Genomic DNA, 23,826 nt, shown 5'->3' on the forward strand with positions numbered 1-23,826 from the left:
GCCACCGATCCGCTATATCCGACCATACATCCCGCCCTATATGTACGATAAGAATGTTTTGCTTTCGTGGATGCTTTTTCTGCCTCAACATGAAGTGGTTCTGAAAAGCACATGGAGCGAGACATGGACAGCACGACGGATCTGAAGCGCTATGAATTGCTGATCAACGGCGAGTTCGTCCCGCCGAGCGGCGGCGATTACTCCACGAACCTCGACCCTGCAACCGAGAACCCGATCGCGCGCGTGGCGCAGGGCACCTCCGCCGATGTGGACCGCGCCGTGCTGGCCGCGCGCGCCGCGCTCAAGCCGTGGAACGCGATCCGGGCCGCCGAGCGCGGCCGCATCCTGATGAAACTGGCCGAGCTGCTGCGCGAAAACCAGGAAGAACTCGCGGCGCTCGAAAGCCTCGATGCGGGCAAGCCGATCGCCGGCGTGCAGCGCCAGGACGTGCCCGCCGCCATCGATACCCTCACGTACTACGCCGGCTGGTGTGACAAGATCAACGGCCAGGTCGTGCCCGCGCGTCCCGACGCGCTCACGTATACCGTGCGCGAGCCGGTCGGCGTTGTCGCAGCGATCGTGCCTTGGAACTTCCCGTTGATGATCGGCATGTGGAAGATCGCGCCCGCGCTCGCGTGCGGCTGCACGCTGATCGTGAAACCCGCCGAGATCACGCCGCTCTCCGCGCTGATGGTCGGACGGCTCGCGCTCGAGGCGGGCGTGCCGCCTGGCGTGCTCAATATCGTGACGGGCAAGGGCTCGGTCGTCGGCGATTCGCTCGTCGCGCATCCGGGCGTCGACAAGGTGACGTTCACCGGTTCGCCGTCGGTCGGGCGCGGCATCCTGCAGGGCGCGGCGGGCAACTTCAAGCGCGTCACGCTGGAGCTCGGCGGCAAGTCGGCCAATGTGATTTTCGCGGACGCGAACGTCGACAGCGCCGTGCGCGCGGCGGCCTCCGGCATCTTCTTCAATGCGGGACAGGTCTGCTCGGCGGGCTCGCGCATTCTCGCCCAGCGCGCGGTCTACGACGAAGTGGTCGAACGCCTCGCCCAGCGCGCGCAGACGATCAAGCTCGGCGATCCGTCAAAGCGAGAGACCAACATGGGCCCGCTCATCTCCGCCAAGCAGATGAAGAGCGTGCTGGATTTCGTGGACATCGGCAAAGGCGAGGGCGCATCGCTCGTGACGGGCGGCAGGCGTTCGGGCGAGCGCGGTTATTTCGTCGAGCCGACTGTCTTCGCGAAGGTCGAGCACGAGATGCGCATCTCGCAGGAAGAGATCTTCGGGCCGGTCGCGAGCGTGATTCCCTTCGACGATGAAGCCGACGCCCTGCGCATCGCCAACGGCACCGCATACAGTCTCGCGGCGGGCGTGTGGAGCGCGGATATCGGCCGCGTGCATCGCATGGCCGCGGAACTGAAGGCGGGCACGGTCTGGGTGAATACCTACGGCTTCACGGATGTGCGTCTTCCGTGGGGCGGCGGAGGCGATTCAGGCTTCGGCCGCGAACATGGCGATGTCGCCATCGAGAACTTCACCGAGCCGAAGGCGGTGTGGGTCGCCCTGACGCCCTGACATCGAAGGCGCCGCGGGCAACCGCGGTGCGTCGTATGAACGTCTTATAAAGGCAGAAGGGCGGTCCGGATTTCCCGGACCGCCCGCATCAGTAATAGTGAAACCTCAGACGCGCGCCGTTTCCTGGTTGCGCGCCCGCCAAAGCCGCGCCCGCTGCGTGCTGTCTTCGTACTGAACCGTGTTTTGCCGGCACGCTTCGATCGTGGAATTCTTCCGCTCGACGATCGCCTGGCAAAGAAATTCCGCGCTGTACGCCTTCAACAGATGCGGACATTGCGATTCGATGTACTGCGCGATCTTCCCGTAGTCGCTATCCGCCGACGCGAGCGAGCGCCAGGTTTGCGCGTCCCAGCGGAACATCAGGTCGAGCTCTTCGAAAGCGGTATTGAATGCGCAGACTTGCGCCTGTACTTCGCGTTCATCGCCGTGCGTTGCATGGATCATGATCGTCTCCTGTATGGCCGAGGGGCATGAATGCAGGATAGAAAAGCCGATCCATATACGATAGTTAAACTTTTTTCGGTTATTTATTCAGTAAGCGTTATGCATTGGGTTTACCCGTCTTCGCGACGATCTGTGTGATCGCCTCGATCTGCGCGGCGCCTTCCTCGATCAGGAATTGCTTGAACGCGAGCGCCACCGGGGGCAGCCGCTTGTTGTTCCGATGCACGACGAACCAGTTGAGCATCACGGGAAAACCCTCGATGTCGAGCACCGCGAGCTTGCCGACCTGCAGCTCCATGCTGATCGTGTGCGCGGACAGAAAGCTGAGACCCATGCCGGCGATGACCGCCTGCTTGATCGTCTCCGTGCTGGTGATTTCCATCGCGACGTTGAGATTCGTAAGGCGTCCGGCGAAACCTTCCTCCATCGAATTCCAGGTATCTGAGCCGCGCTCGCGGACGATGAACGGCTCGTCGGCAAGCGCTTCGAGCGGAACGTCCTTGCGCCCGACGAGCGGATGGTCCGGCGGCGCGACGATCACGTACGGATGAGGCGCGAAGGATACGTTCACGGTATCCATGTCGCGCGGCGGCCGCACCATCACGGCGAGGTCGGTCAGGTTATCGGAAAGCTGATGCAGCAATTCCTCGCGGTTATGCACGGCGAGGTTGAGCCTTACATCGGTATTACGCCGCGTGAATGCTGCAAGGAGACGGGGAAAGAAATAGTCGCCCGCGCTGATCACCGCGACATTGAGCGTTCCACCCGAGATGCCCTTGAGGCGTGCCATGGCGTCGTCCGCTTCGCGGAACTGCTCCAGGATGGCACGGCTGTAATGGAGCATTTCATTTCCGGCCGGAGTGAGGTAGATTCTTTTGCCCAATTGCTCGAAGAGAGGCAAGCCGGCATGCTCTTCCAGCTGCTTCACCTGCGTCGAGACCGCGGGCTGCGTGAGGTAGAGCTCCTCGGCGGCGCGGGAAAAACTCAATCGCCGGGCCACGGTTTCGAAGATCTTCAGTTGACGCAGGGTGGCGTTGCGCAGCACAGCAGTCCCTCATCCATTAACGATAGCTAATTTATACAATAATTTTTTCTAACTTTCCTTAATCGTTTTTCTCCTCCACGATGCTTTCACGTCCCCGTTTGTTGTAAGGCGGACAGTTGCGGATAGCACGAACGACCATGCTGGACCCGGGCATGAGCCGGCTTTCCGCGCGGCACTCGAGCATCACCCCGCAGTACACGAAGCCTGCAAAGGCCGCTCAACCATCCGGACTCTATTGGGAATCGCTTGAAATGATTCGTCGATCGCCTGACGCGGATGTACGCCGGATGTGCGAATCGATCGCCCACTTCCTCCCGCGCGACCAGCGCGCCAAGCACGACAAGCGGCCTCACGCCCATGCCGCCTGGACGGAGCATTTCCCCTGACCGACCGCTCGCCGCCGACGCACCGCGCCGGCTTCTCGCAGTACCTCAAGCGCCGTACGAGCGCTAAGAACACATAACGGAGACAGACATGGCAAGCGCAGACACGGTTGTGTCCGGGCATTCGCACGGGCGTCATCACAACAGATGGATTCAGCTAGCGGTGGGCATCCTATGCATGGGGCTCGTCGCCAACCTGCAGTACGCATGGACGCTATTCGTCGTTCCAATGGATGCGAAACATCATTGGGGGCAAGCGGCGATTCAAACGGCCTTCACCATCTTCATCGTCACTGAAACGTGGCTCGTGCCCGTGGAGGGCTGGCTCGTCGATAAATTCGGGCCGAGACCGGTCGTCATCGGCGGTTCGATCTGCGCGGCGATCGGCTGGGTCATCGATGCCCACGCGACCAGCCTCATGCATCTCTACATTGCGGCGGTGATCGCGGGTATCGGCGCGGGCTGCGTGTACGGCACCTGTGTCGGCACGGCGCTCAAGTGGTTCCCGGACAAGCGCGGTCTCGCGGCCGGTCTGACGGCGGCGGGCTTCGGCGCGGGCGCGGCGGTCACGGTCATTCCGATTTCCAACATGATTCAGAGCTCCGGCTACGAGCACGCGTTCATGTTCTTCGGCATTCTGCAGGGCGTGTGCATCTTCGTGCTCGCGCTGCTGCTCGTGCGCCCGAATCCGCCGAAGGATATCGTGCCGGCCAAGCGCATCGTGTCGACGAAGGTCGACTACACGACCGGACAGATGGTGCGCTCGCCGCTCTTCTGGGTGCTGTATCTGATGTTCGTGTTCGTCGCGGCGGGCGGCGTGATCGCGACCGCGCAGTTCGGGCCGATCGCCAAGGAGTACGGCTTCGCGAAGATGCCGGTGAACATCCTCGGCGTGACGCTGCCGCTGCTCGCGATGACGCTCTCCATCGACAACCTGTGCAACGGCTTCACGCGTCCGCTGTGCGGTTTCATCTCCGACAAGATCGGCCGCGAGAACACGATGTTCATCATCTTTCTCGGCGAAGGCGTGGCCTTGCTCGGGCTGATGGAGTTCGGCCACAACCCGTATCTGTTCATGCTGTTCGCGGCGATGACCTTCCTCTGCTGGGGCGAGATCTTCTCGATCTTCCCGGCGACCTGCGCCGATACCTTCGGCAGCAAGTACGCCGCCGCCAACGCCGGCACGCTGTACACGGCGAAGGGCACGGCGTCGATGCTGGTGCCGCTCGCTTCGGTGCTCGCGTCGATCGGTTCGTGGAACGCGGTGTTCATCGCGACCGCGATCACGTCGATCGCGGCGGGCCTGTGCGCGAAGTTCGTCCTCGCGCCGATGAGGAAGCGCTGGATCGAGAACACGGTGGCAGAGACGTCCGCCGAGTCGTCGTCGGCCAACGCGTCGTTCCAGGCGGGTTGGGACGCATCGCGCAACACGGTGCAGTAAGGAAGCACGGCATGCGCGATCAACCGAACAGGAACGCGCATGCCGCGCCGTCGCTCAGCGTATCGCTGCATCAGTTGAGGCTGTTCGTCACCCTCGCGCGGCATCGCAGCTTCACGCGCGCGGGCGACGAATTCGGCATCACGCAATCCGCGGTCAGCCGCAGCATCCGCGAACTCGAAGACGAAATCGCGCTGCGGCTCTTCGATCGCACCACGCGCCAAGTCGCGCTCACCGAAACCGGCCGCAAGCTGCTCGCGCGCATCGCGCCGCTCGTCGAGGAACTGGAGGCGACGCTCCGGCCGCGCGCGCAGGAGGGCGGCGAGCCCGGCGTCGTGAACCTCGCGAGCAGTTGCGGTCTCACCGCGAGCGTGCTGCCGGCGATGCTCGCCTCGTGTCATGAACGGCTGCCGGATATCACGGTCGTCGTGATGGACCGGCCGCAGAACGCGGTGCTGCAGCTCGTGCGTTCGGGCGAGGCGGAACTGGGCGTCGTCGTGGCGCCGGACAATCTCGATGAACTCGCCGCCGAGCCGCTTTTCGCCGATGGACTCGCGGCGGTCGTCGGCGCGTCGCATCGTCTGAATGCGGCGGCGCGCATCGACTGGCAGCAGTTGCGCGGCACGCCGCTCCTCCTTCTCGATGACGACACCGGCAGCCTCGGCGCCATCGAAGCCGCGCTCGCGCTGCACGGCGTGACCGGCGCGGTGCGCCAAAGGCTCACGCAGCCGGCGGCGGTCGCGCGCATGGCCGAAGCGGGGCTCGGCGTCGGCATCCTGCCGATGCACGCGCGCGCCGCATGCGACAGCGCCCGGACGCGCTTCATCCCGCTCGTGCCGGACGCCTCGCGCACGATCATGCTCGTGCGGCGCAAGAGCCGCGCGTTGCGCGCCAGCGCGGCCAGCGTCTGGTCACACATCATCGCGGCCTCGTCGCATACTCTCATCACGAGCCAGGCCGTCGAGGCCTGAGCGACGCCTTTCCGATCCATTGGCAAAGCCCGCAGCGCGGTATCGCGCATGCGGGTTTTCGCTCGTCCGGAAGCGCACGATTCGCCTTGTTCTCGCTCAATACGGAATGTAGTATCTTGTATATCAGAAAGCTTTAAGGCTACAACCCTCAGGAGACGAACCATGAAAATCTGCGTGTACGGCGCCGGCGCGATCGGCGGCTATATGGGCGCACAACTGGCGCGAGCCGGTGCGGACGTCAGTTTCGTCGCGCGCGGGCCGCATCTCGCGGCCATGCAGGCGAACGGCGTCAAGCTGCGCATCGACGGCGAGGAGCACACCGTCAAGGTCCGCTGCACGAACAACCCTGCCGAGCTTGGTCCGCAGGATTACGTGATCATCGCTCTGAAGGCGCATTCGATTCCGGGCGTCGTCGATCTGATCCCCCCGCTGCTCGGCCCCGAGACGGCGATCGTCACGGCCGTCAACGGTCTGCCGTACTGGTACTTCTACAAGCACGGCGGCGAGCTGGAAGGCACGAAGCTGCAGAGCGTTGATCCGGGCGGCCGGCAATGGGACGTGTTCGGGCCGGAGCGGGCGATAGGCTGCGTGCTGCTGCCGGCGGCGGAGATCGCGGAGCCGGGCGTCATCGAGCATCACTACGGCAAGAAATTCCCGATCGGCGAGCCGAGCGGCGAGATCACGCCGCGTTTGCAGGCGCTGCACGACCTCATGGCGAAGGCGGACATGGAGGCGCCGATGCGCGACAACATCCGCGATGAAATCTGGCTGAAGCTCTGGGGCAATCTGTGCTTCAACCCGATCAGCGCGCTGACCGGCGCGACGCTCGACGTCCTCACGAGCGATCCCGGCACGCGCGCGCTTTCGAAGGCGATGATGCTGGAAGCGAAGGCCATCGGCGACAAGATCGGCGTGAATTTCCGCGTCGACGTGGAGCGGCGCATCAACGGCGCGGGCGCGGTAGGTGCTCACAAAACATCGATGCTGATGGACTGCGAAGCCGGACGGCCGATGGAAATCGATCCCTTGATGACCGTCGTGCAGGAAATCGGCCGCCTGGTGAACGTCGGAACGCCGATGCTCGATGCGGTTCTCGCATTGATCAAGCTGCGTGAGGGCGTGAACCAGGGCACGGCGAAGGCGTTGCCGCTCCCGCAATCGCAAAAAGCCGCCTAAACTGCAGACGAAGGGACCAGCGTTGTTTCTGATATACAAGATTCAAAATATGTTGCGCGCTGTTGCGATGCAGCATATACTGAGGGCTCTTGAGTGATTTAACTGGAGCCTGAGATGAGCATCGCCCTGTTGGTTGTTGTCGGATTCGCGCTGGTTGCCGTGGGTGTGGGTGTTACATTTATGATTGCGTCGTCGGTGCCGCAGAGCATGCTGCAGCGCGCACAGGATCACGGTCGCTTCGCCGGTCTCGCGGCGGATGACCAGAACGGCGGTTCGGGCAAGCGTGTGCACGCTGGCCGTCCGCACTTGGGAAATCAAGCCATCAATGCCATCTGATACTCAATCCGTAGACCGGCCGGAAGTTCGCCCCGAAGTTCGTCAGAGCGGACTGACGCTTTCGCTGGAACCGATCAATGCCACGGTTTCGCTGCGCGATCAGGCGTACGCGAAACTGCGGCAGGCGATCGCCGAAGCGGACATCTACCGCTCGCGGGAGGAAATCCGTCTCGACGAGAAAGAGCTGACCGAAGCGCTCGGCGTCTCCCGCACGCCAATCCGCGAGGCCATGACGCTTCTCGAGCAGGAAGGCTTTCTGCGCACGGTGCCGCGGCGCGGCGTCTATATCTTGCGCAAGACCAAGCGCGAGATCGTCGAGATGATCCATATGTGGGCGGCGCTGGAGAGCATGGCGGCGCGGCTCGCGACGCAGCGCGCATCGGACGAGGAAATCGCCCAGTTGCGCCATATGTTCGACAACTTCCGCGATTCGACGCCCGCCGAGCATATCGACGAATATTCGGACGCGAACATCGCGTTCCATTCCGCGATCGTGCGCTTGTCGAAATCGGAGATCATCTTCGAGACGATCAAGAACATCTTTGTGCACGTGCGCGCCATTCGAAAGATGACGATCTCGCAGAGCGACCGGGCGTCGCGCTCGATCGTCGATCACATGCGCATCATCGAGGCGCTCGAGCAGCGCGATACGGAATTGGTCGAGCGGCTCGTGAAGCAGCATTCGCTCGACCTGGCGGCGTTCGTCGAGGCAAATTGCGACTTTCTGGACTGAGTTCGGATTGCAGTGCAGCAAAAAAGGCCACGCGGCGTTCGCCGTGTGGCCTTTTTCGTTCTGACTTACATAACGGCTGCCGCGAGCGCCTGCTCGATGGTCATCGAGAAAAACAGCGCGGCGACGGCGGCGTAGAACAGGCGGATCATGGCGGCTCCGTCGAACGAGGTTGAGATCGACCCGCCAGTTTAAGCTCTTTTGTAATTAAATCGTAATAAATGGATGCGGCATTGTGAATTGCGCCGCATCCGCTTGCCTGCTAACCGACGCTTAGCGCATCGCGCGCACCATCGTTTCGCCGAGCGCGGCGGGCGAATCCGCCACATGAATGCCCGCTGACTTCATCGCGTCGATCTTCGCGCTCGCGGTGCCCGAACCGCCCGAGATGATCGCGCCCGCGTGGCCCATGCGGCGTCCCGGCGGCGCGGTCGTGCCCGCGATGAAACCGACGACCGGTTTCTTCGTCTTCGCATCCTTGAGGAACTGCGCCGCTTCCTCCTCTGCCGATCCCCCGATCTCGCCGATCATGATGATGCCTTCGGTCGCGTCGTCCTCCAGAAAGAGCGAGAGGCAGTCGATGAAGTTCGTGCCGTTCACGGGATCGCCGCCGATGCCGATGCACGTCGTCTGCCCGAGCCCGGCCGCGGTCGTCTGCGCGACGGCTTCATACGTGAGCGTGCCCGAGCGCGACACGACGCCGATCTTCCCCGGCTGGTGAATATGCCCCGGCATGATGCCGATCTTGCATTGCCCCGGCGTGATGACGCCCGGACAGTTTGGCCCGACGAGCCGGCTGCCCGAGCCGGCGAGCGCGCGCTTGACGCGCAGCATGTCGAGCACCGGAATGCCTTCCGTTATGCAGACGATGAACGGCACTTCGGCGTCGATGGCTTCGAGAATCGCATCGGCGGCGAAGGGCGGCGGCACGTAGATGACGGATGCGTCCGCGCCGGTTTTCGCGACCGCATCGGCGACGGTGTCGAACACGGGCAAGTCGAGATGCGTCGTGCCGCCTTTGCCCGGCGTCACGCCGCCGACCATGCGCGTGCCGTACGCGATCGCCTGCTCCGAGTGAAACGTGCCCTGCGCGCCGGTGAAGCCCTGGCAGATGACCTTCGTGTTCCTGTCGATCAAAACGCTCATGTCGGCTTCCTTTTCAGTGACGTGCGGCGGCGACGGCGCTGACGATCTTGTCGGCGGCATCGGCGAGGTTTTCGGCGGGGATGATGGCGAGGCCGGACGTGCGCAGGATTTCGCGGCCCGCATCGACGTTGGTGCCGGCCAGGCGCACGACGAGCGGCACGCGCAGATCGACTTCGCGCGCGGCCGCGACGACGCCTTGCGCGATCACGTCGCAGCGCATGATTCCGCCGAAGATATTGACGAGAATCCCTTGCACTTTCGGATCGCGCAGGATCAGCTTGAACGCGGTCGCGACGCGCTCTTGCGTTGCGCCGCCGCCGACGTCGAGAAAGTTCGCCGGCTCGCTGCCGTAGAGCTTGATGATGTCCATCGTGGCCATCGCGAGGCCCGCGCCGTTCACCATGCAGCCGATGTTGCCGTCGAGCTTCACATAGTTGAGGCCGTGCTTCGCCGCTTCGATTTCGGCGGGATCTTCCTCGTCCTCGTCGCGCAGCGCTTCGATGTCCGGGTGACGATAGAGCGCGTTGTCGTCGAAATTGAGCTTGGCGTCGAGCGCCATGACATCGCCGGAACCGGTCACCACGAGCGGATTCACTTCGACGATGGACGCGTCCAGATCGACGAACGCCTGATACAGCGCCGTGATGAACTTCGACGCCGCGCCGACCTGTTTGCCGGTGAGGCCGAGGCCGAACGCGATCTGGCGCGTGTGGAAGGGCTGAAGGCCGGTCGCGGGATCGATCGCGACCTTGAGGATCTTCTCCGGTGTCCGATGCGCCACTTCCTCGATCTCCATGCCGCCTTCGGTCGACGCCATGATGGTGATGCGTGAGCTCGCGCGGTCGACCAGCATGCCGAGATACAGCTCGCGCGCGATATCGCAGCCTTCCTCGATATAGAGGCGCTTCACTTCCTTGCCCGCCGGACCCGTCTGCTTGGTCACGAGCACCGACTTCAGCATCTTCTGCGCGTTCTCGCGCACGTCTTCCACCGACTTCACGACGCGCACGCCGCCCTTGCCATCGGGATCATTGGCAAAGCGTCCGGCGCCGCGGCCGCCCGCGTGAATCTGCGACTTCACGACCCAGACCGGGCCGCCCAGCGCGCTCGCCGCGTCGGCGGCTTCCTGCGCGGAAAAAGCGACGCGGCCATGCGGAACCGCGACGCCGTACTTTCGCAGCAGCGCCTTCGCTTGATATTCGTGGATGTTCATTGCGTCTCCTGTGTCCTCTCTTGGGAATGGCGCGACCAGAAAAAGGCGTCATCCGTGGCGCGCTGAAATACGATATATCACATTTCACGGCGTGCAAAAAACTTTTGACCGCTGCTTATCGCTCGCGTTATGCACCTATTTAATCGAGAAAGGAGGATTACAGCGATTGATGCGGCGCAGCGCGAAGTGAGCGGAATCCGTTGTGCATCGGGCGTTCTGGCGCATCGTGCAGCGCATCACAGGGTTTTCGCCGATCGGGATACAGTTGACTAATACTGTGTGTGGAATATTGTATATCACAACGACCAACGCGAACCTCGGCGAGCGGCGGGGCGCGCGAGTCGATCGCGGAGATGGGGCAAGAGCGCGGTCATCAACATCTGGGTCGACCCGACTGTGTACGCGCGGACAGATGGCCCAGACTATGTACGAATAAACGTCGAACTTATAAACGCGGAAGCAAGATTTCGGAGACGAGCAATGACGGTGAACAATTCTGGCAAGGCGCTTGACGGCGTGCGAATCCTGGACTTCACGCACGTTCAATCGGGACCGACCTGCACGCAGCTGCTCGCGTGGTTCGGCGCGGACGTCATCAAGGTGGAGCGCGCCGGTGCGGGCGACATCACGCGGGAGCAACTGCGTGATATCCCCGACGCCGACAGCCTCTACTTCACGATGCTCAACCACAACAAGCGCTCGATCACCATCGATACGAAGAATCCCGAAGGGAAGAAGGTGCTCGAGACGCTCGTGAAGAATTGCGACGTGCTCGTCGAGAACTTCGCGCCGGGCGCGCTCGATCGCATGGGCTTCACGTGGGAGCGCATCCAGGAGCTGAATCCGCGGATGATCGTTGCGTCGGTGAAGGGCTTCGGGCCGGGACCGTACGAAGACTGCAAGGTCTATGAGAACGTCGCGCAATGCGCGGGCGGCGCGGCCTCGACGACCGGCTTCGACGACGGCCCGCCCGTCGTGACCGGCGCGCAGATCGGCGATTCGGGCACGGGCCTGCATCTCGCGCTCGGCATCGTCACGGCGCTGTATCAGCGCAACACGAGCGGCCGCGGCCAGAAGGTGCTCGCCGCGATGCAGGACGGCGTGCTCAACCTCTGCCGCGTGAAACTGCGCGACCAGCAGCGGCTCGAGCGCACCGGCGTGATGAAGGAATATCCGCAGTACCCGAACGGCACGTTCGGCGAAGCGGTGCCGCGCGCCGGCAATGCATCGGGCGGCGGCCAGCCGGGCTGGATCCTGAAGTGCAAGGGCTGGGAAACCGATCCGAACGCGTACATCTACTTCATCACGCAGGCGCCGGTGTGGGGCGAAATCTGCAAGGTGATCGGCCGGGAGGAATGGATCGATCATCCGGACTACAAGACGCCGAACGCGCGTCTGCCGCATCTGAAGCAGATCTTCGATGAAATCGAGCGCTGGACGATGTCGAAGACCAAGTTCCAGGCGATGGAAATCCTCAACAAGCACGACATTCCGTGCGGCCCGATCCTTTCGATGAAGGAGATCGCCGAAGAGCCGTCGCTGCGCAAGACCGGCACGATTGTCGAAGTGGATCATCCGGTGCGCGGCAAGTACCTCACGGTCGGCAATCCGATCAAGCTCTCCGACAGCCCGACCGAAGTCGTGCGCTCGCCGCTGCTCGGCGAGCATACGGATGAAGTCATGGCCGAACTCGGCTACACGTCTGACCAGATCGCCACGCTGAAGAGCCTCGGCGCGATCTGAGCCTGTCTGAACCGCGAACACGCCCGCCGCCTCGACAGGAGGCGGCGAGGATCGTCACGTCCAAAAAGACGGACACCTGAAAACGGAGACACACCAAATGAACAGCACGGTTGTCCAGGATCGCAGCGAATCAGCCAATTCTCCCAACCAGGCAGCGCCAGCCGTTCCGCTGCATGCGCCCGATGCCAAGCGCCGCGTCGCCGAGGTCTTTGATCGCGTGAAGGCCGAAGGCCGCACGTCGCTCACGGCGCCGGAAGGCAAGCTCATTTGCGATGCATACGGCATCGCGGTGCCGCAGGAAGGCGTCGCCAAATCGGCGGACGATGCCGCGAAGCTCGCGTCGTTCATCGGCTTTCCGGTGGTGCTGAAGATCGTTTCGCCCGAAATCCTGCACAAGACCGAAGCGGGCGGCGTGCTCGTCGGCGTGAAGAATGAGGCCGATGTCCGCGCGGGCTTCGACACGATCATCTCGAACGCGAAGAAGTACGACCCGAACGCGACGCTCGTTGGCGTGCAGGTTCAGCAGATGGTCGGCGCGGGCCAGGAAGTGATCATCGGCGCGGTGACCGATCCGTCGTTCGGCAAGCTGATCGCGTTCGGTCTCGGCGGCGTGCTCGTCGAAGTGCTGAAGGACGTGACGTTCCGCCTCGCGCCCGTCACGCGCGAAGAAGCCGCGTCGATGCTCGACGGCATTCAGGCCGCCGAAGTGCTGCGCGGCGTGCGCGGCTCTGAAGCCGTGAATCGCGAGGCGCTCATCACGCTGATCGAGCGCGTGTCGCGTCTCGTCGACGATTTCCCGCAGATCTCCGAGATGGACCTGAACCCGGTCTTCGCGAGCCCGAGCGGCGCGGTGGCCGCGGACGTGCGCATCGTGATGGACTTCGAGCCGGCCGCGCCGCGCTATCGCCCGACGCAGGAGCAGATCGTCGCGCAGATGAACCGCATCATGAAGCCGGATGCTGTTGCCGTGATCGGCGCGTCGAACGAGGACGGCAAGATCGGCAACTCGGTGATGAAGAACCTCATCAACGGCGGCTATCAGGGAGCGATCTATCCGATCCACCCGAAAGCCGACGAGATCATGGGCCGCAAGGCGTACAAGAGCGTGAAGGACGTGCCCGGCGTGATCGATGTCGCCGTGTTCGCGATTCCGGCGAAGTTCGTCGCGCAGGCGCTCGTCGAAGTGGGCGAGAAGAAGATTCCGGGCGCGGTGCTGATTCCGTCGGGGTTCGCGGAAACGGGCAATCACGAAGGCCAGGAAGAGATCGTGCAGATCGCGCGCAAGTACGACATCCGCATGATGGGTCCGAACATCTATGGCTTCTATTACACGCCGAAGAACCTCTGCGCGACGTTCTGCACGCCGTACGACGTGAAGGGCAAGGCCGCGCTGTCGTCGCAATCGGGCGGCATCGGCATGGCGATCATCGGCTTCTCGCGCTCGGCGAAGATGGGCGTGTCCGCGATCGTCGGCCTCGGCAACAAGAGCGATATCGACGAAGACGATCTGCTCACGTTCTTCGAGCAGGATGACAACACCGAGATCATCGCGCAGCACTGCGAGGACCTGAAGGACGGACGTTCGTTCGCCGAAGCCGCGAAGCGCGTGTCGAAGAAAAAGCCGGTCGTGGTGCTGAAGGCGGGGCGCACGAGCCTCGGCGCGCGCGCGGCCAGCTCGCACACCGGCGCGCTCGCGGGCAACGACAAGATCTACGAAGACGTGTTCCAGCAATGCGGCGTGATCCGCGCGCGCTCGTTGCGTGACCTGCTCGAATTCGCGCGCGGCATTCCGAAGCTGCCGACACCGAAGGGCGAGAACACGGTGATCATCACGGGCGCGGGCGGCTCGGGCGTGCTGCTGTCGGATGCGTGCGTGGACAACGGCCTGTCGCTCATGACGATGCCCGACGATCTCGACGCCGCGTTCCGCAAGTTCATCCCGCCGTTCGGCGCGGCGGGCAATCCGGTCGACATCACTGGTGGCGAGCCGCCGAGCACATACAAGAACACGATCCGCCTCGGTCTCGAAGACGATCGCATCCATTCGATCATTCTTGGCTACTGGCACACGATCATCACGCCGCCGATGGTCTTCGCGAAGCTCGTGATCGAAGTGAAGGAGGAGATGAAGGCGCTGGGCATCGAGAAGCCGATCGTGGCATCGCTTGCCGGCGATGTTCAGGTCGAGGAAGCGGCGGAGTATCTTTACGAGCATGGCGTGCCCGCTTACGCGTACTCGACGGAACTGCCCGTCGCGGTGCTCGGCGCGAAGTACAAGTGGGCGCGTGGCGCAGGTTTGATCTGATGTAAGAAGGAGTATGGAGGAGGGGACGAGAGCGCGGGCCATTTCAAAGCAAATGCAGCCCGCGCTCCTTATAAGGGAGGCAGACTTGACACACTGGATTCGTTTTCGCGATACCGATGGCAGCATCGGTTTCGGCACGCTCGATCAGCACTCGGGCCGCGTCGTGCAGCACGACGGCGCGATGTTCGACCGCCCGCGCCCGACCGACATTTCCTACGCCGTAGACGACCTGACGCTGCTCGCGCCCTGCGAGCCGAGCAAGGTCATCGCGCTGTGGAACAACTACTACGCGCTGTCGCAGAAGCTCGATAAGGCGCCGCCGCAGCATCCGCTCTTTCTCATCAAGCCGCCGATGTCGGTGATCGGGCCGAACGAGTCGATCCGCCGGCCGAAGAGTTATCACGGCAAGATTGCGTATGAGGGCGAGCTTGGCATCGTGATCGGCAAGACGGTCAGCGGGGCGTCGGTCGAGGAAGCCGAGGCGGCGATCTTCGGCTACACGTGCGTCAACGACGTCACGGCGATCGAGCTGCTGCAGGAAGATCCCAACTTCGCGCAATGGTGCCGCTCGAAGGGCTTCGACACGTTCACGTGTCTCGGTCCCGCGATCGTCACGCCGGGCAACGGCTTCGACTGGCGCGCGGCGAGTGTCGTCACGACGCTCGAAGGCACCGAGCGCCAGAACTATCCGCTCGACGACATGATCTTTTCGCCCGCCGAGCAAGTGAGCCTGCTGTCGCAGGACATGACGCTCGTACCCGGCGATGTGATCGCGTGCGGCACGTCGATCGGGGTCGGCTCGATCAAGGACGGCGCGCGCGTCGATGTGACGATCGCGGGCATCGGCACGCTGTCGAACGTGCTGGCCGCCTGAAGGAGCGACGCATGTCCGATGTTCTGGCCGGCGCGCTCTGCGTGCTCGCGTCGCTGTCTGCAGGGGCGTCGCTGCGTTCGGGCGCGGCGCGCTGGCGCCGGCTGTGGGAAATCGGCGCGGTTGCGATCGTGGCTTACGGTGTGAGCCGAGGGCCGGGCGCCGCCGCGCTGCTGCTCGCCGTCGTCGCGGGATTCGGCGGATACCGGCTCGGCCGGCCTGCTGCGAACGCCTCGACGCAGGCGTTGCTCGCCACGATCGCATTCGTCGCGTGGCTGCTGCCCGATATGCCCGATACGCTCGGCGTGGCCGGCGCATTCGCCGTGCTCGCGGGCGGCGCGGTTGCTGCGCTGGGTTGTCTGGCGTGCGTCCGGACGCATCGCGAGACGGCAAGTCTGCAGCCGTTGCATCTCGCCTGCGCTGGCGCGTGCGCGGCGCTCGCGTATGTGCTCGGCGCTCAGTCCGGCGCGCTCGCCGTGGTGTCGGTCGTGGCGATGGTCGCGCTTATCGGCGCGCATCTTTCGCTCGCGATGGGCGGCAGCGCCAGCGCGCCGCTCGCGAGTCTGATGAGCGGCGCGGCGTCGTGCGGCCTCGCGGTGGCGGCCGCGATCGGCGGCGTGCACGGCACCCATTTGCCGCTCGTGGTGGCCACGATCGCGCTTGCCATCGGTTGCGCGCGGTCCGCATCGTTCGCCGGGATCGTGCGCGAGGTCCCATGAAACGGCAAAGCCGGCGCGATTGTCGCGCCGGCTTTGTCTTCGATGCATCATCCGCGCGGCGAACCGCGCATCAACGATCGCGATTCCACAACGCGCCGAGCACGAAGCCGACGGCTGCCGCGATCAGCACACCCTGAATTGGCTGGCTCGCGACGGCAAGCCGCACGTTGTCGACAGTCTGTCCATAGCTCTGCTGCAGGTTGCCGTATGCCTGCCGCATCTTGCCTTCCGCTTGCGTGGCTTCATCGCCCGTGAGCGCGCCGACCGCGTCCTGCACCTTGCCGACGACCTTTTGCGCCGCGCCTTCCACTTGATCCTGCACCATGGTGCCTCCCTTTCGGTTGAGCGGTTTCTCATGAATCCCGCGTGAATCGGTCACGCCGGAACGCACCATTACAGCACGTCGCGTGCCCAGCGCCGCTCACGCCGGGCCGATCAAACCTTTCACGGCGGCGATCAGATCGTCGATCGAAAGCGGCTTGCGGCGAAACTGCGCGTGCGGATGGTCGAGCGGCGGCGCGTTCGCCGCCGCGCTCATGAGAATCACGGGCACCTGGCCGAGCCCGTCGCTGGCGGCAAGGTGCTGGATCAGCTGAACGCCGTCCATGTGCGGCATCATCCAGTCGGTGATGACGAGCGCGGGCGGATTCGCGCGCGCGGTGTCGAGCGCGGTGCGTCCGTTGGATGCAGTCACGACCTCGTAGCCCTCCATTTCGAGCACGAGACGCCACGTGGTCAGAATGTCGAATTCATCGTCGACGACGAGGATCTTTTTCATGCGGGCCCGCCGGGGTCCGACACAGAAAGCGCCGGCGCTATCGACGGGTTTCCTGACAGCAGACCTGTCGGGCCGATGAAGCCTTCGCTGATATGCAGTCCGCGCGCGTCGATGACGAGCCGGCGGATCGACGAATCGTGCTTGCCTTCGCGCTGCTTGACGACCGACACCATCCGGTAGAGCGACGAGTTCGCCTCGACATAGCGCATCAGCACGATGTTTTCGGTCATCGCGGAGGCGCGCATCGTCGCGGGCGGCGCGCAGTCGCCGTAAAGCGGCAGTTCCTCGGTGAGGACGGTCGTCACGCCCGCTTCGCGCAGGCGGTGCGTGAGCGCGTTGAGAAAGAGCCCGAAGCGCTCGGTGCGATTCGCGGACTGATGAAATCCGTCGATGCCGTCGACCACGAGCCGCGACGCGTTCGACTGCCTGACCGCGTTCATCAGTTCGACGGCGAGCTCGTCGATTGCGAGCTCGACCGCCGGATGCCAGTGGATCGAGAGGCGTCCGTCGCGCACGGCGGGCGCGAGATCGATGCCGACCGACCTGGCCTTCGCAATCAGCCGTTCCGGCGACTCGTAGAAGCCGAAGTAGACGCAGCGCTCGCCCTGCTCGACGCCCGCCTGCAGGAACTTGAGCGACAGGAGCGTCTTGCCGATGCCCGACGGTCCGGCGAACGTGGTCGTCGAGCCGCGCACGACGCCGCCGCCGAGCATCTGGTCGAAGTCAGGGAAGGCGAAGCCGAGCTTGCTCTCGAAATCCGGCGCGGCCCGTTCGTTGGCCGGCGACGCCTCGATGCGCGGAAAGGTTATGAGACCTTCCTCGGTGATCCTGAAAAAATGCTTGCCCAGCAGATGATCGCGGGCGCGCAGCTTGTGGACCTCGATCTCGCGGGCGCGCCGCATGCCGGTGTTGTAGCGGTTGAGCTCGATGAGCCCGTCGACGAGCGTGTGCTCCGGATGCGGCTCGTTGCCGGACAGCGGCGCGAGGATCAGCGTCGTGCAGCGCGCGGCGCTCACGAACGCGGAGAGCTCGTGGATGAACTGCGAGAGCTCGAGCTCCGTCGAGCTGAATTCGCGCGCGCTGCGAAAGCCGTCGATGACCATGAAGCGCGGCCGGCTCGACTTGATTGTCGACGCGATCAGCGCGAGAAAGCCGGACAGGCCGTCGCGCATCAGTTCGTGGTAGCCGGAGACGAAGAGCATCCGGTTTGAGATGGCGTCGGCGTTGTAGAACGAGAGCCCCTTCAGATGGGACAGCAGCTTGGTGTGCGATTCGGCGATCAGCGTGATGTACAGCACCATGTCGCCCTGCGCCACGCGGTGAAAGCCGATCTGCGACGAGAGAATCGTCTTGCCCGCGCCTGCCATCCCTTCGATCAGATACAGGCCGCCTTCGACGAGGCCGCCGCCCAGGATGTCGTCCAGGCCCGTGACGCCGGTCGTCACGTTGCCGTCGTTGGCGGCGGGCTGTCTGGCGTGATCGGTCGGGAGGTTGTCGTCTTGATTCATGGCATTTTCGTTTTTACTTGAGCGGTCCGGCTTTTTTGCGAAGGCGCATTATGGCTGACTCTTGGCAAGATGTGGTCGCCCGTCGTACCGGTCGTCCCCGTCGCCAGGCCTTCCCGCGCGTGCTGCCGCGGGTTCGCGCGACGCTTCGTATGGTCGCTGCGGCGATCGAGGCGAGCGCCAGCCGCGCTTGCGCCAGCGAGCGAATGTTTCTTGCACGCATTTTTCGCGCCCGACCGCCGCACCGGATCTTCCATCAAAACAGGAAGTCTTTGAGAACCTTCTCATGGGCAGCAGGCGGGAAGGCTGATGAAATAACGAACTATGCCGTACACGGACGCCGCGTGTCCCTTCTCGGCCGCTCAATCCCGGCGCTCGTGCGCCTTCATTCGCCTTTCCTGCCATGTACCGTTCGCACCTGATTCCGGGCGCTCTTGCGCTCGCTGCCAGCTTTTTCGTTTCATTCGCCGCGGGCGCCGCGCCGACGCAAGTAGCCGCAACCTTGCCCGACGCGCGCATTCTGTCGGGCGCGCCCTTCGTTTTCCGGGCGGACCGCGAGATTTTCTTCCGCAATTCCGATGAGCCTTCGGATTCGCGCATCTTCAGGCCGATCGAACCGATGCAGAGCGCCGGCGAGTCGCAATTGCTGCAGGAGCGTTCCAGACGTCGCCCGATGATTTGAACCGGCGCGTATTCGTCACGGTTTCAATATCGGATTCTCGATCATTTACCCGTGGATTCAGCGCCGAAATAACGGACGCGCCAGCCGCGAAGAATAGCGATGTCGCGGAACTGGAGAATCTGACCGCCGCCGGTAAATTCAGCGGAATTGCGCAAGACGGTCAATGGCAGTTACGGTGCGAGTCTCTCGTATTATCCAGATCAGATGAATGATTACGCCGCACTGTTTCAGAAACGTAATATCTGGCGCGGCGGAAATAAGGCGTATCAAGCTGGAAGCGGAAAGAGCCTGTGCCGACAGGCAAATCGCCGCGCACCAGGATCGCGCCAACCGTCTTCAGGCAGATCTCGATATTGGATGTTCTGCGGGTTCGCAGCAAAGCCAGGTGACGAGCTACTAGCAGGAACAGCCGAACGCGGTCCGGGAACTGCGCACCGAGCAAGCCGCCGCACAGGTACAGCTTCGCGCGTTGCAACTCCGGTTTTAGGAGTTGTCCCCTTAGGAGGCGCTTGTCTCGTTGTTAATATCCTGCGGCTTTCGGATCACTTATCGAAATGACGAGCGCGTCCGAAACGGCTCGTCGAGTCTGCCAGCGCCTTTTGACATAAGCCATAGCTGAAAGCGGTCGCACTTTCAGCGATTCGCACTCTGAAATAGACCTGCATGAACATCAAAATGTTTACGAAAACCCTTGCCGTTAGTTTTATCGCCGTGGCAGCGCTTGCCGGCTGCTCATCCACGACGGGACCGACTTTCAATATCAGCGAAATTCAAACGTCGACGGGTCAGAAGGCTTATCGTGCCGAGTGCTACGGTCTGTTCGAGAATGGCAGCGCCTGCATGACGGCGGTGCAGAAGATGTGCGGCAATCAGAACGTGAACGTGCTGCAACACGTCGATGCAACGAACAGGCCCAACGATCCGCGCGAAGTTGTCTTCACGTGCGCCGCGCCGGTGCCACCGGCCGCTCCCGTGGCGCAGGTTTCCGAGCCGCAGCCGGCTGCCGCCGTTGTTCCGGCGCCCGCGCCGCGCAAAATCTCGCTCGACGAGAAGACCAACTTCGCTTTCGACAGCGCCGTTTTGACGCCGAGGGCAAGGGGCATTCTGGACAAGCTCGTCGCGGAATCGCAGGGCACGCAATTCGCCTCGGTCACGGTTCAGGGCTATACGGACTCGACTGGTCCGGAGGCCTACAACGTTGGCCTGTCGCAGCGCCGCGCGCAAGCGGTGCTCGACTATCTCAAGGGACACGGTCTGAATTCCGAGAGCTTCTCAATGAAGGGCTACGGCAAATCACGCCCGGTTGCGTCGAACGCTACGACCGAGGGCCGCGCGGAGAATCGTCGCGTGGAAGTGACGCTCACGCCGTAATTCGTCGCAGCGCGTCATTGCTCAAAAACCCGCGAACCGTCCGGTTCGCGGGTTTTTTTCTGTTTTTCCGGAACACGCCCCGTTCAGAAGAGCGCGAGCTGTTCGCGTCCCGGCCCGCCTTCGAGCGTGAGTAAATGACGCTTGCGCTCCACGCCGCCGGCGTAGCCGGTCAATTCTCCATCGACGCCGATCACGCGATGACACGGCACGATGATCGCCACGGGATTGCGCCCGTTCGCGCCGCCGACGGCCCGCGATGCGCCCGCCGGCAGACCGAGCCGGCGCGCGAGATCGCCATAGGTCCAGGCGTCGCCGAAAGGAATGTGCCGCAGCGCCTCCCAGACCTGTTGCTGAAACGCCGTGCCGCCAAGCCGCAGCGCGATCGAGAATTCCCTGCGCGCGCCGGCGAAGTATTCGCCGATCTGGTCGCGCGCCTCGGCGATCACGCGCGCGCGGGGCGCCGTATCGGACAGGGCCGGTTCCGGCAGCCCGGCCGGGAAATGTTTCTGTCCGACGAAGAAGAGCCCTGTCAGGCAGTCGTCCTCGGCGCGATACAGAATGTGCCCGAGCGGACTCGGGGCGACATGGCATTCGATCACTTCGATCCTCTTACATCAGCGGCCGCTATTCACCTGAACGCTCGCTGAGCGCGTCAGATGAACGGATTGTCGGCGGTGCCGGAGGGCGCGGCCGGTTCGTCGGGCAGCTTCGCGGGCAGCGACGCATCGCTCTGCAAGGCTTCGACGATCGCGCCGAGCGCCTTTTGAAGCGCGAGCGCGTTCGCGAGACCGGCCTTGTCGCGCGCGATGGTCAGATCGCCGCTGATCGACACGCGGGTCTTGCCGTTGACGATGTTGATCGCGTCGCCCGCGATGTTCAGCACGTCGGTATCGTTGGCAAATGGCTTAAACACCTCGCAATCCTCCAATTCGCTTGTCTTTCAGTCCGTCCGGAATGCCGGGAAACGCGAGCCCGCTCATCGCTTCCAGCTCCCGCACGGTTTTCATCGTATACGTGTTCGTCGGCGTGTTTTCGACGACCACCGCGAACGCGATCTGCCGCTGCGGCAGATAGACCACCTTGTACAGCTGCGTAGGCACGAACACGCGCGAATCGCCGATGGTCTGCAACTGGCGTCCCGCGAAGAGCGGCCCGGTGACGACATAGGCTTCGCCCGATTCTTCCGTCAGCCTGCGCACGGCTTCCTCGATGCGCGACCAGATGCGCCGGTTGTTCGACGGATCCTGCGGCACTTTGCTTTATGCAGACCCAATGTGTTCAGAAGGTCTTCAGCCGCATGGGTTGCTAACCATCCCAAAAAAGCGCTACTCGTCTTTCATAGAAAGACTGCTACTCGACCCCGTTTCCTATCGGTGTCGACGCGAACGAGGCACAACGGCCAATTAGTAACGCGTAAATACTTATATACTTCTCAACGAACGGCGCCTTCACTTTTCGCCAGATCGAGCTACGATTAAGTCGATAATTGGGAGGGCGCCGACATGAATCGCTTTTCGGTTGAAGAACTGAACAGGTTTAGAAGCCTTGATCCGAAAATCGTCATGTCAGCATTGGTAATCAATGCGAAGCGTGACGTTACCTTTAAGCCGACAAAATCGGCGTCCACCGAGCGATGGCACGTGAATGCCAACGGCCGTGAGTATGAATTGCTTATTAACGGAGTCAAGTTCTTTGATACGCGCGAAAGGAAGGGCGGAGGCGGTGCCATCGACCTTGTTATGCACTTGTACAAATTGAGCTTCGTAGACGCAGTGCGTCATATAAGAGGCATAAATCTTTGAGAAAGGAAGGGGATTACCCTGCGTAAATGAAACCAGTAAATCGGTACTAGACTGGGTCGCGTTCCAAAGCAACGTCCGGGTGCCTTCCGAATCGCTGCGGCCGACGGTTACTCTCTTCGGGCTCGACGCCGTTTGGCAAAATTAGGAGATCAATACGGGTCTGCAAACTGTATTAACAAATGATTAAGTTAGGAAGGGAAAATCATAGACCTCGTCGCTGAGCATACTCAAACCACGTTGACCGGCTCCTCAATCCACATGCGCTGTCCGCGACTCGAGCACGGTGGTCATCAAAACTGAGCGCGCGATAGTCATATCCAGACGTTCTTTCGAATCGGCTTACGACAACGTATCAGGCCACTCTTGTCCCCGAACGCCTCTTGACTCAGGTTCGATTTTACTTCGCGCAGTGCACACAGTGCCCGAAGCAAGAAAGCTGAATAATTCGAACTTTCAATGCCATAGCCTACGCATGCTTCAGATAGAGTGCGAGCGATTGTTTCTCACGATTTGAGCGCTCGCGGCCAGGCATTACGTTTGCCGCGCATGACAGCTCGGAGAACCTTTAACGAAAGCGTTTATAGAACCACCGCATAAGACTCACCTCAAGCTTTCAATAGTCAATGCGTCGCTTAATCACTCTTTGTGCCAAACTATTAATACAAAGCCGACGTGCCCGAAGGTCCAGCCTTAAGGTGAGCGTTTTCGGGATTGGTTGATTCTGGTCTCTCAAACGCAACTAGACACCGCGCTTTCACCGCGCGTCACAGATCGCGCGCTATTGGCCGTTGGGCGCTCCCTGCTCGGTGGCCTCCGACGATGTCGGCAACATTGGCGAGAAGAGCTCAGACAAAGGGATGGCAAGCGTCTCCGCGAGCTTTTCCAAGTGAGCAACATCGGCGTTCTTTTGCTGTTTCTCAAGTCTCAACACGAAATTCCGAGACAACCCTGCGGCCTCGGAGAGACCCTCTTGGGACCATTTCTGCTTGTCGACGCGGAATGACTGGACGTTCAACGCAACCCGTGCTCTCACGGACAACGTCGTGTTGAACGCGGAAAACGTCTTGTCCTGAAGCAGGGAATAGACGTCGACCCCCAACGCGCCGGAGAAGCGCTCGAGCGTATCGAGTGAAAGGTTCAAGGACCCGGATTCGACCTTCACAACACGAGTTCTATGTAAACGAAGGATTTGCGCAAATTCTGTTGGAGATTTGGCGCTTTCCTTGCGTAATTCGCGGATGCGGCGTCCGATAAGAGCCAGATTGTTTTCATTGTCGCTGACCATGGCGCGCTAGCTTGCGCGAAAAGCCGCAAACTGACCAACCCCTTTTGTTGCACCACCTTTTGTTGCACCACCTTTTGATGCACAATGGAGGCTGCCGTGAGCAGTTGCCGGCGATGTCCGGGCCGTCGTCGCTGGGAGACCACGTTGCGAGCCCCGTTGACTGCGACCTTCAGCTTTCGGTGGAAGTGACGACGCGGTGCTGACGTTTTCGGAAAGCCGGCAGGAAAATTGGACGGGACTCGTCCGGCCGACGGAAGCACGCGAACTCCGCTCCTTGATAGGTCTGCGCTCGTGGACGCCTGATTCTC

25 protein-coding genes and 1 pseudogene are annotated in these 23,826 nt (G+C 62.5%); 15 read left to right on the forward strand and 11 right to left on the reverse strand.

Annotated elements, in window-relative coordinates:
- Positions 1-123: 123 nt before the first annotated feature.
- On the forward strand, positions 124-1,575 hold the full coding sequence (locus tag AC1Z32_RS26690; protein ID WP_483481851.1) for an aldehyde dehydrogenase family protein: 1,452 nt from the start codon (positions 124-126) through the stop codon (positions 1,573-1,575).
- A 105-nt stretch (positions 1,576-1,680) separates the two neighbouring features.
- Here AC1Z32_RS26690 and AC1Z32_RS26695 read toward each other — a convergent pair whose 3' ends face one another.
- Both AC1Z32_RS26695 and AC1Z32_RS26700 read right to left on the reverse strand, forming a co-directional pair.
- Positions 1,681-2,019, reverse strand: coding sequence for a hypothetical protein (locus tag AC1Z32_RS26695; RefSeq protein WP_483481852.1), 339 nt, complete (start codon positions 2,017-2,019; stop codon positions 1,681-1,683).
- A gap of 97 nt (positions 2,020-2,116) precedes the next feature.
- On the reverse strand, positions 2,117-3,061 hold the full coding sequence (locus AC1Z32_RS26700) for a LysR family transcriptional regulator (protein WP_483483319.1): 945 nt from the start codon (positions 3,059-3,061) through the stop codon (positions 2,117-2,119).
- 140 nt (positions 3,062-3,201) lie between these two features.
- Here AC1Z32_RS26700 and AC1Z32_RS26705 point away from each other — a divergent pair, with 140 nt between their 5' ends.
- The 6 genes from AC1Z32_RS26705 to AC1Z32_RS26730 all read left to right on the forward strand — a co-directional run bounded on the left by AC1Z32_RS26705 (position 3,202) and on the right by AC1Z32_RS26730 (position 8,101).
- Positions 3,202-3,450: a hypothetical protein gene (locus AC1Z32_RS26705; RefSeq protein WP_483481853.1), complete on the forward strand. Its 249-nt coding sequence runs from the start codon at positions 3,202-3,204 to the stop codon at positions 3,448-3,450.
- An 88-nt stretch (positions 3,451-3,538) separates the two neighbouring features.
- Positions 3,539-4,888, forward strand: a complete 1,350-nt coding sequence (gene oxlT, locus AC1Z32_RS26710; protein ID WP_483481854.1) for an oxalate/formate MFS antiporter — start codon at positions 3,539-3,541, stop codon at positions 4,886-4,888.
- Between the two features lie 11 nt (positions 4,889-4,899).
- Positions 4,900-5,856 carry a LysR family transcriptional regulator gene (locus AC1Z32_RS26715; protein ID WP_483481855.1) on the forward strand — a complete coding sequence of 319 codons (957 nt, stop codon included), beginning with the start codon at positions 4,900-4,902 and terminating at the stop codon, positions 5,854-5,856.
- A gap of 162 nt (positions 5,857-6,018) precedes the next feature.
- Positions 6,019-7,032, forward strand: a complete 1,014-nt coding sequence (locus AC1Z32_RS26720) for a 2-dehydropantoate 2-reductase (protein WP_483481856.1) — start codon at positions 6,019-6,021, stop codon at positions 7,030-7,032.
- A 114-nt stretch (positions 7,033-7,146) separates the two neighbouring features.
- Positions 7,147-7,368 carry a hypothetical protein gene (locus tag AC1Z32_RS26725; protein ID WP_483481857.1) on the forward strand — a complete coding sequence of 74 codons (222 nt, stop codon included), beginning with the start codon at positions 7,147-7,149 and terminating at the stop codon, positions 7,366-7,368.
- Entirely contained in the window at positions 7,358-8,101 is a 744-nt protein-coding gene (locus tag AC1Z32_RS26730) for a GntR family transcriptional regulator (protein WP_483481858.1), read from the forward strand. Before AC1Z32_RS26725 ends, AC1Z32_RS26730 begins: the two co-directional genes overlap by 11 nt.
- Before the next feature lie 270 nt (positions 8,102-8,371).
- On the opposite strand, the gene sucD is transcribed toward AC1Z32_RS26730, so the two are convergent.
- Both sucD and sucC read right to left on the reverse strand, forming a co-directional pair.
- Complete coding sequence (gene sucD, locus AC1Z32_RS26735; RefSeq protein WP_483481859.1) at positions 8,372-9,244, reverse strand: succinate--CoA ligase subunit alpha; 873 nt, start codon at positions 9,242-9,244, stop codon at positions 8,372-8,374.
- Between the two features lie 13 nt (positions 9,245-9,257).
- On the reverse strand, positions 9,258-10,457 hold the full coding sequence (sucC, locus tag AC1Z32_RS26740; RefSeq protein WP_483481860.1) for an ADP-forming succinate--CoA ligase subunit beta: 1,200 nt from the start codon (positions 10,455-10,457) through the stop codon (positions 9,258-9,260).
- A 480-nt stretch (positions 10,458-10,937) separates the two neighbouring features.
- Between sucC and frc the strand changes: the two genes are divergently transcribed.
- From frc to AC1Z32_RS26760, 4 genes are all read left to right on the forward strand, one after another.
- On the forward strand, positions 10,938-12,200 hold the full coding sequence (gene frc / locus AC1Z32_RS26745) for a formyl-CoA transferase (protein ID WP_483481861.1): 1,263 nt from the start codon (positions 10,938-10,940) through the stop codon (positions 12,198-12,200).
- 97 nt (positions 12,201-12,297) lie between these two features.
- Entirely contained in the window at positions 12,298-14,505 is a 2,208-nt protein-coding gene (locus AC1Z32_RS26750) for an acetate--CoA ligase family protein (protein ID WP_483481862.1), read from the forward strand.
- Between the two features lie 85 nt (positions 14,506-14,590).
- Entirely contained in the window at positions 14,591-15,379 is a 789-nt protein-coding gene (locus AC1Z32_RS26755; RefSeq protein ID WP_483481863.1) for a fumarylacetoacetate hydrolase family protein, read from the forward strand.
- An 11-nt stretch (positions 15,380-15,390) separates the two neighbouring features.
- A complete protein-coding gene (locus AC1Z32_RS26760; protein WP_483481864.1) occupies positions 15,391-16,095 on the forward strand; it encodes a hypothetical protein in 705 nt (234 codons plus the stop codon).
- A 70-nt stretch (positions 16,096-16,165) separates the two neighbouring features.
- Here AC1Z32_RS26760 and AC1Z32_RS26765 read toward each other — a convergent pair whose 3' ends face one another.
- From AC1Z32_RS26765 to AC1Z32_RS26775, 3 genes are all read right to left on the reverse strand, one after another.
- Positions 16,166-16,420 carry a CsbD family protein gene (locus tag AC1Z32_RS26765; RefSeq protein ID WP_483481865.1) on the reverse strand — a complete coding sequence of 85 codons (255 nt, stop codon included), beginning with the start codon at positions 16,418-16,420 and terminating at the stop codon, positions 16,166-16,168.
- Positions 16,421-16,516: 96 nt separating this feature from the next.
- Entirely contained in the window at positions 16,517-16,873 is a 357-nt protein-coding gene (locus AC1Z32_RS26770) for a response regulator (protein ID WP_483481866.1), read from the reverse strand.
- Positions 16,870-18,381 carry an ATPase domain-containing protein gene (locus AC1Z32_RS26775; RefSeq protein WP_483481867.1) on the reverse strand — a complete coding sequence of 504 codons (1,512 nt, stop codon included), beginning with the start codon at positions 18,379-18,381 and terminating at the stop codon, positions 16,870-16,872. The genes AC1Z32_RS26770 and AC1Z32_RS26775 overlap by 4 nt, the downstream gene beginning before the upstream one ends.
- A gap of 400 nt (positions 18,382-18,781) precedes the next feature.
- Between AC1Z32_RS26775 and AC1Z32_RS26780 the strand changes: the two genes are divergently transcribed.
- The 3 genes from AC1Z32_RS26780 (at position 18,782) to AC1Z32_RS26790 (ending at position 20,431) form a co-directional block, all read left to right on the forward strand.
- Positions 18,782-19,060 (forward strand): hypothetical protein, encoded by a 279-nt coding sequence (locus AC1Z32_RS26780; RefSeq protein ID WP_483481868.1) that lies wholly within the window; start codon positions 18,782-18,784, stop codon positions 19,058-19,060.
- Positions 19,061-19,207: 147 nt separating this feature from the next.
- Entirely contained in the window at positions 19,208-19,618 is a 411-nt protein-coding gene (locus AC1Z32_RS26785; protein WP_483481869.1) for a DUF2968 domain-containing protein, read from the forward strand.
- Positions 19,619-19,735: 117 nt separating this feature from the next.
- Entirely contained in the window at positions 19,736-20,431 is a 696-nt protein-coding gene (locus AC1Z32_RS26790) for an OmpA family protein (RefSeq protein ID WP_483481870.1), read from the forward strand.
- Between the two features lie 83 nt (positions 20,432-20,514).
- Here AC1Z32_RS26790 and AC1Z32_RS26795 read toward each other — a convergent pair whose 3' ends face one another.
- The 3 genes and pseudogenes from AC1Z32_RS26795 to AC1Z32_RS26805 form a co-directional block, all read right to left on the reverse strand.
- Entirely contained in the window at positions 20,515-21,030 is a 516-nt protein-coding gene (locus tag AC1Z32_RS26795; protein ID WP_483481871.1) for a methylated-DNA--[protein]-cysteine S-methyltransferase, read from the reverse strand.
- A gap of 53 nt (positions 21,031-21,083) precedes the next feature.
- Entirely contained in the window at positions 21,084-21,344 is a 261-nt protein-coding gene (locus tag AC1Z32_RS26800; protein ID WP_483481872.1) for a hypothetical protein, read from the reverse strand.
- Positions 21,337-21,684: pseudogene (locus tag AC1Z32_RS26805) on the reverse strand (DNA/RNA non-specific endonuclease); the annotation flags it as partial. The pseudogene AC1Z32_RS26805 and the gene AC1Z32_RS26800, both read right to left, overlap by 8 nt.
- A gap of 249 nt (positions 21,685-21,933) precedes the next feature.
- On the opposite strand from AC1Z32_RS26805, the gene AC1Z32_RS26810 reads away from it, so the two are divergent.
- Positions 21,934-22,233, forward strand: coding sequence for a hypothetical protein (locus AC1Z32_RS26810; protein WP_483481873.1), 300 nt, complete (start codon positions 21,934-21,936; stop codon positions 22,231-22,233).
- Positions 22,234-23,011: 778 nt separating this feature from the next.
- On the opposite strand, the gene AC1Z32_RS26815 is transcribed toward AC1Z32_RS26810, so the two are convergent.
- Entirely contained in the window at positions 23,012-23,518 is a 507-nt protein-coding gene (locus AC1Z32_RS26815) for a helix-turn-helix domain-containing protein (RefSeq protein ID WP_483481874.1), read from the reverse strand.
- Between the last annotated feature and the right edge of the window lie 308 nt (positions 23,519-23,826).

The sequence above is a fragment of the Caballeronia sp. 11_S32 genome (assembly GCF_056930355.1).

What these genes read in the sequence shown, in the direction of transcription:
- AC1Z32_RS26730 (WP_483481858.1), top strand. Translation starts at nt 7,358, where the DNA reads ATGCCATCTGATACTCAATCCGTAGACCGGCCGGAAGTTCGCCCCGAA.
- sucC (WP_483481860.1), bottom strand. Translation starts at nt 10,457, where the DNA reads ATGAACATCCACGAATATCAAGCGAAGGCGCTGCTGCGAAAGTACGGC.
- oxlT (WP_483481854.1), top strand. Translation starts at nt 3,539, where the DNA reads ATGGCAAGCGCAGACACGGTTGTGTCCGGGCATTCGCACGGGCGTCAT.
- AC1Z32_RS26765 (WP_483481865.1), bottom strand. Translation starts at nt 16,420, where the DNA reads ATGGTGCAGGATCAAGTGGAAGGCGCGGCGCAAAAGGTCGTCGGCAAG.
- AC1Z32_RS26720 (WP_483481856.1), top strand. Translation starts at nt 6,019, where the DNA reads ATGAAAATCTGCGTGTACGGCGCCGGCGCGATCGGCGGCTATATGGGC.
- AC1Z32_RS26810 (WP_483481873.1), top strand. Translation starts at nt 21,934, where the DNA reads ATGAATCGCTTTTCGGTTGAAGAACTGAACAGGTTTAGAAGCCTTGAT.
- AC1Z32_RS26750 (WP_483481862.1), top strand. Translation starts at nt 12,298, where the DNA reads ATGAACAGCACGGTTGTCCAGGATCGCAGCGAATCAGCCAATTCTCCC.
- AC1Z32_RS26775 (WP_483481867.1), bottom strand. Translation starts at nt 18,381, where the DNA reads ATGAATCAAGACGACAACCTCCCGACCGATCACGCCAGACAGCCCGCC.
- AC1Z32_RS26715 (WP_483481855.1), top strand. Translation starts at nt 4,900, where the DNA reads ATGCGCGATCAACCGAACAGGAACGCGCATGCCGCGCCGTCGCTCAGC.
- AC1Z32_RS26815 (WP_483481874.1), bottom strand. Translation starts at nt 23,518, where the DNA reads ATGGTCAGCGACAATGAAAACAATCTGGCTCTTATCGGACGCCGCATC.
- frc (WP_483481861.1), top strand. Translation starts at nt 10,938, where the DNA reads ATGACGGTGAACAATTCTGGCAAGGCGCTTGACGGCGTGCGAATCCTG.
- AC1Z32_RS26705 (WP_483481853.1), top strand. Translation starts at nt 3,202, where the DNA reads ATGCTGGACCCGGGCATGAGCCGGCTTTCCGCGCGGCACTCGAGCATC.
- AC1Z32_RS26690 (WP_483481851.1), top strand. Translation starts at nt 124, where the DNA reads ATGGACAGCACGACGGATCTGAAGCGCTATGAATTGCTGATCAACGGC.
- AC1Z32_RS26790 (WP_483481870.1), top strand. Translation starts at nt 19,736, where the DNA reads ATGTTTACGAAAACCCTTGCCGTTAGTTTTATCGCCGTGGCAGCGCTT.
- AC1Z32_RS26760 (WP_483481864.1), top strand. Translation starts at nt 15,391, where the DNA reads ATGTCCGATGTTCTGGCCGGCGCGCTCTGCGTGCTCGCGTCGCTGTCT.
- AC1Z32_RS26725 (WP_483481857.1), top strand. Translation starts at nt 7,147, where the DNA reads ATGAGCATCGCCCTGTTGGTTGTTGTCGGATTCGCGCTGGTTGCCGTG.
- AC1Z32_RS26770 (WP_483481866.1), bottom strand. Translation starts at nt 16,873, where the DNA reads ATGAAAAAGATCCTCGTCGTCGACGATGAATTCGACATTCTGACCACG.
- AC1Z32_RS26780 (WP_483481868.1), top strand. Translation starts at nt 18,782, where the DNA reads ATGTACCGTTCGCACCTGATTCCGGGCGCTCTTGCGCTCGCTGCCAGC.
- sucD (WP_483481859.1), bottom strand. Translation starts at nt 9,244, where the DNA reads ATGAGCGTTTTGATCGACAGGAACACGAAGGTCATCTGCCAGGGCTTC.
- AC1Z32_RS26695 (WP_483481852.1), bottom strand. Translation starts at nt 2,019, where the DNA reads ATGATCCATGCAACGCACGGCGATGAACGCGAAGTACAGGCGCAAGTC.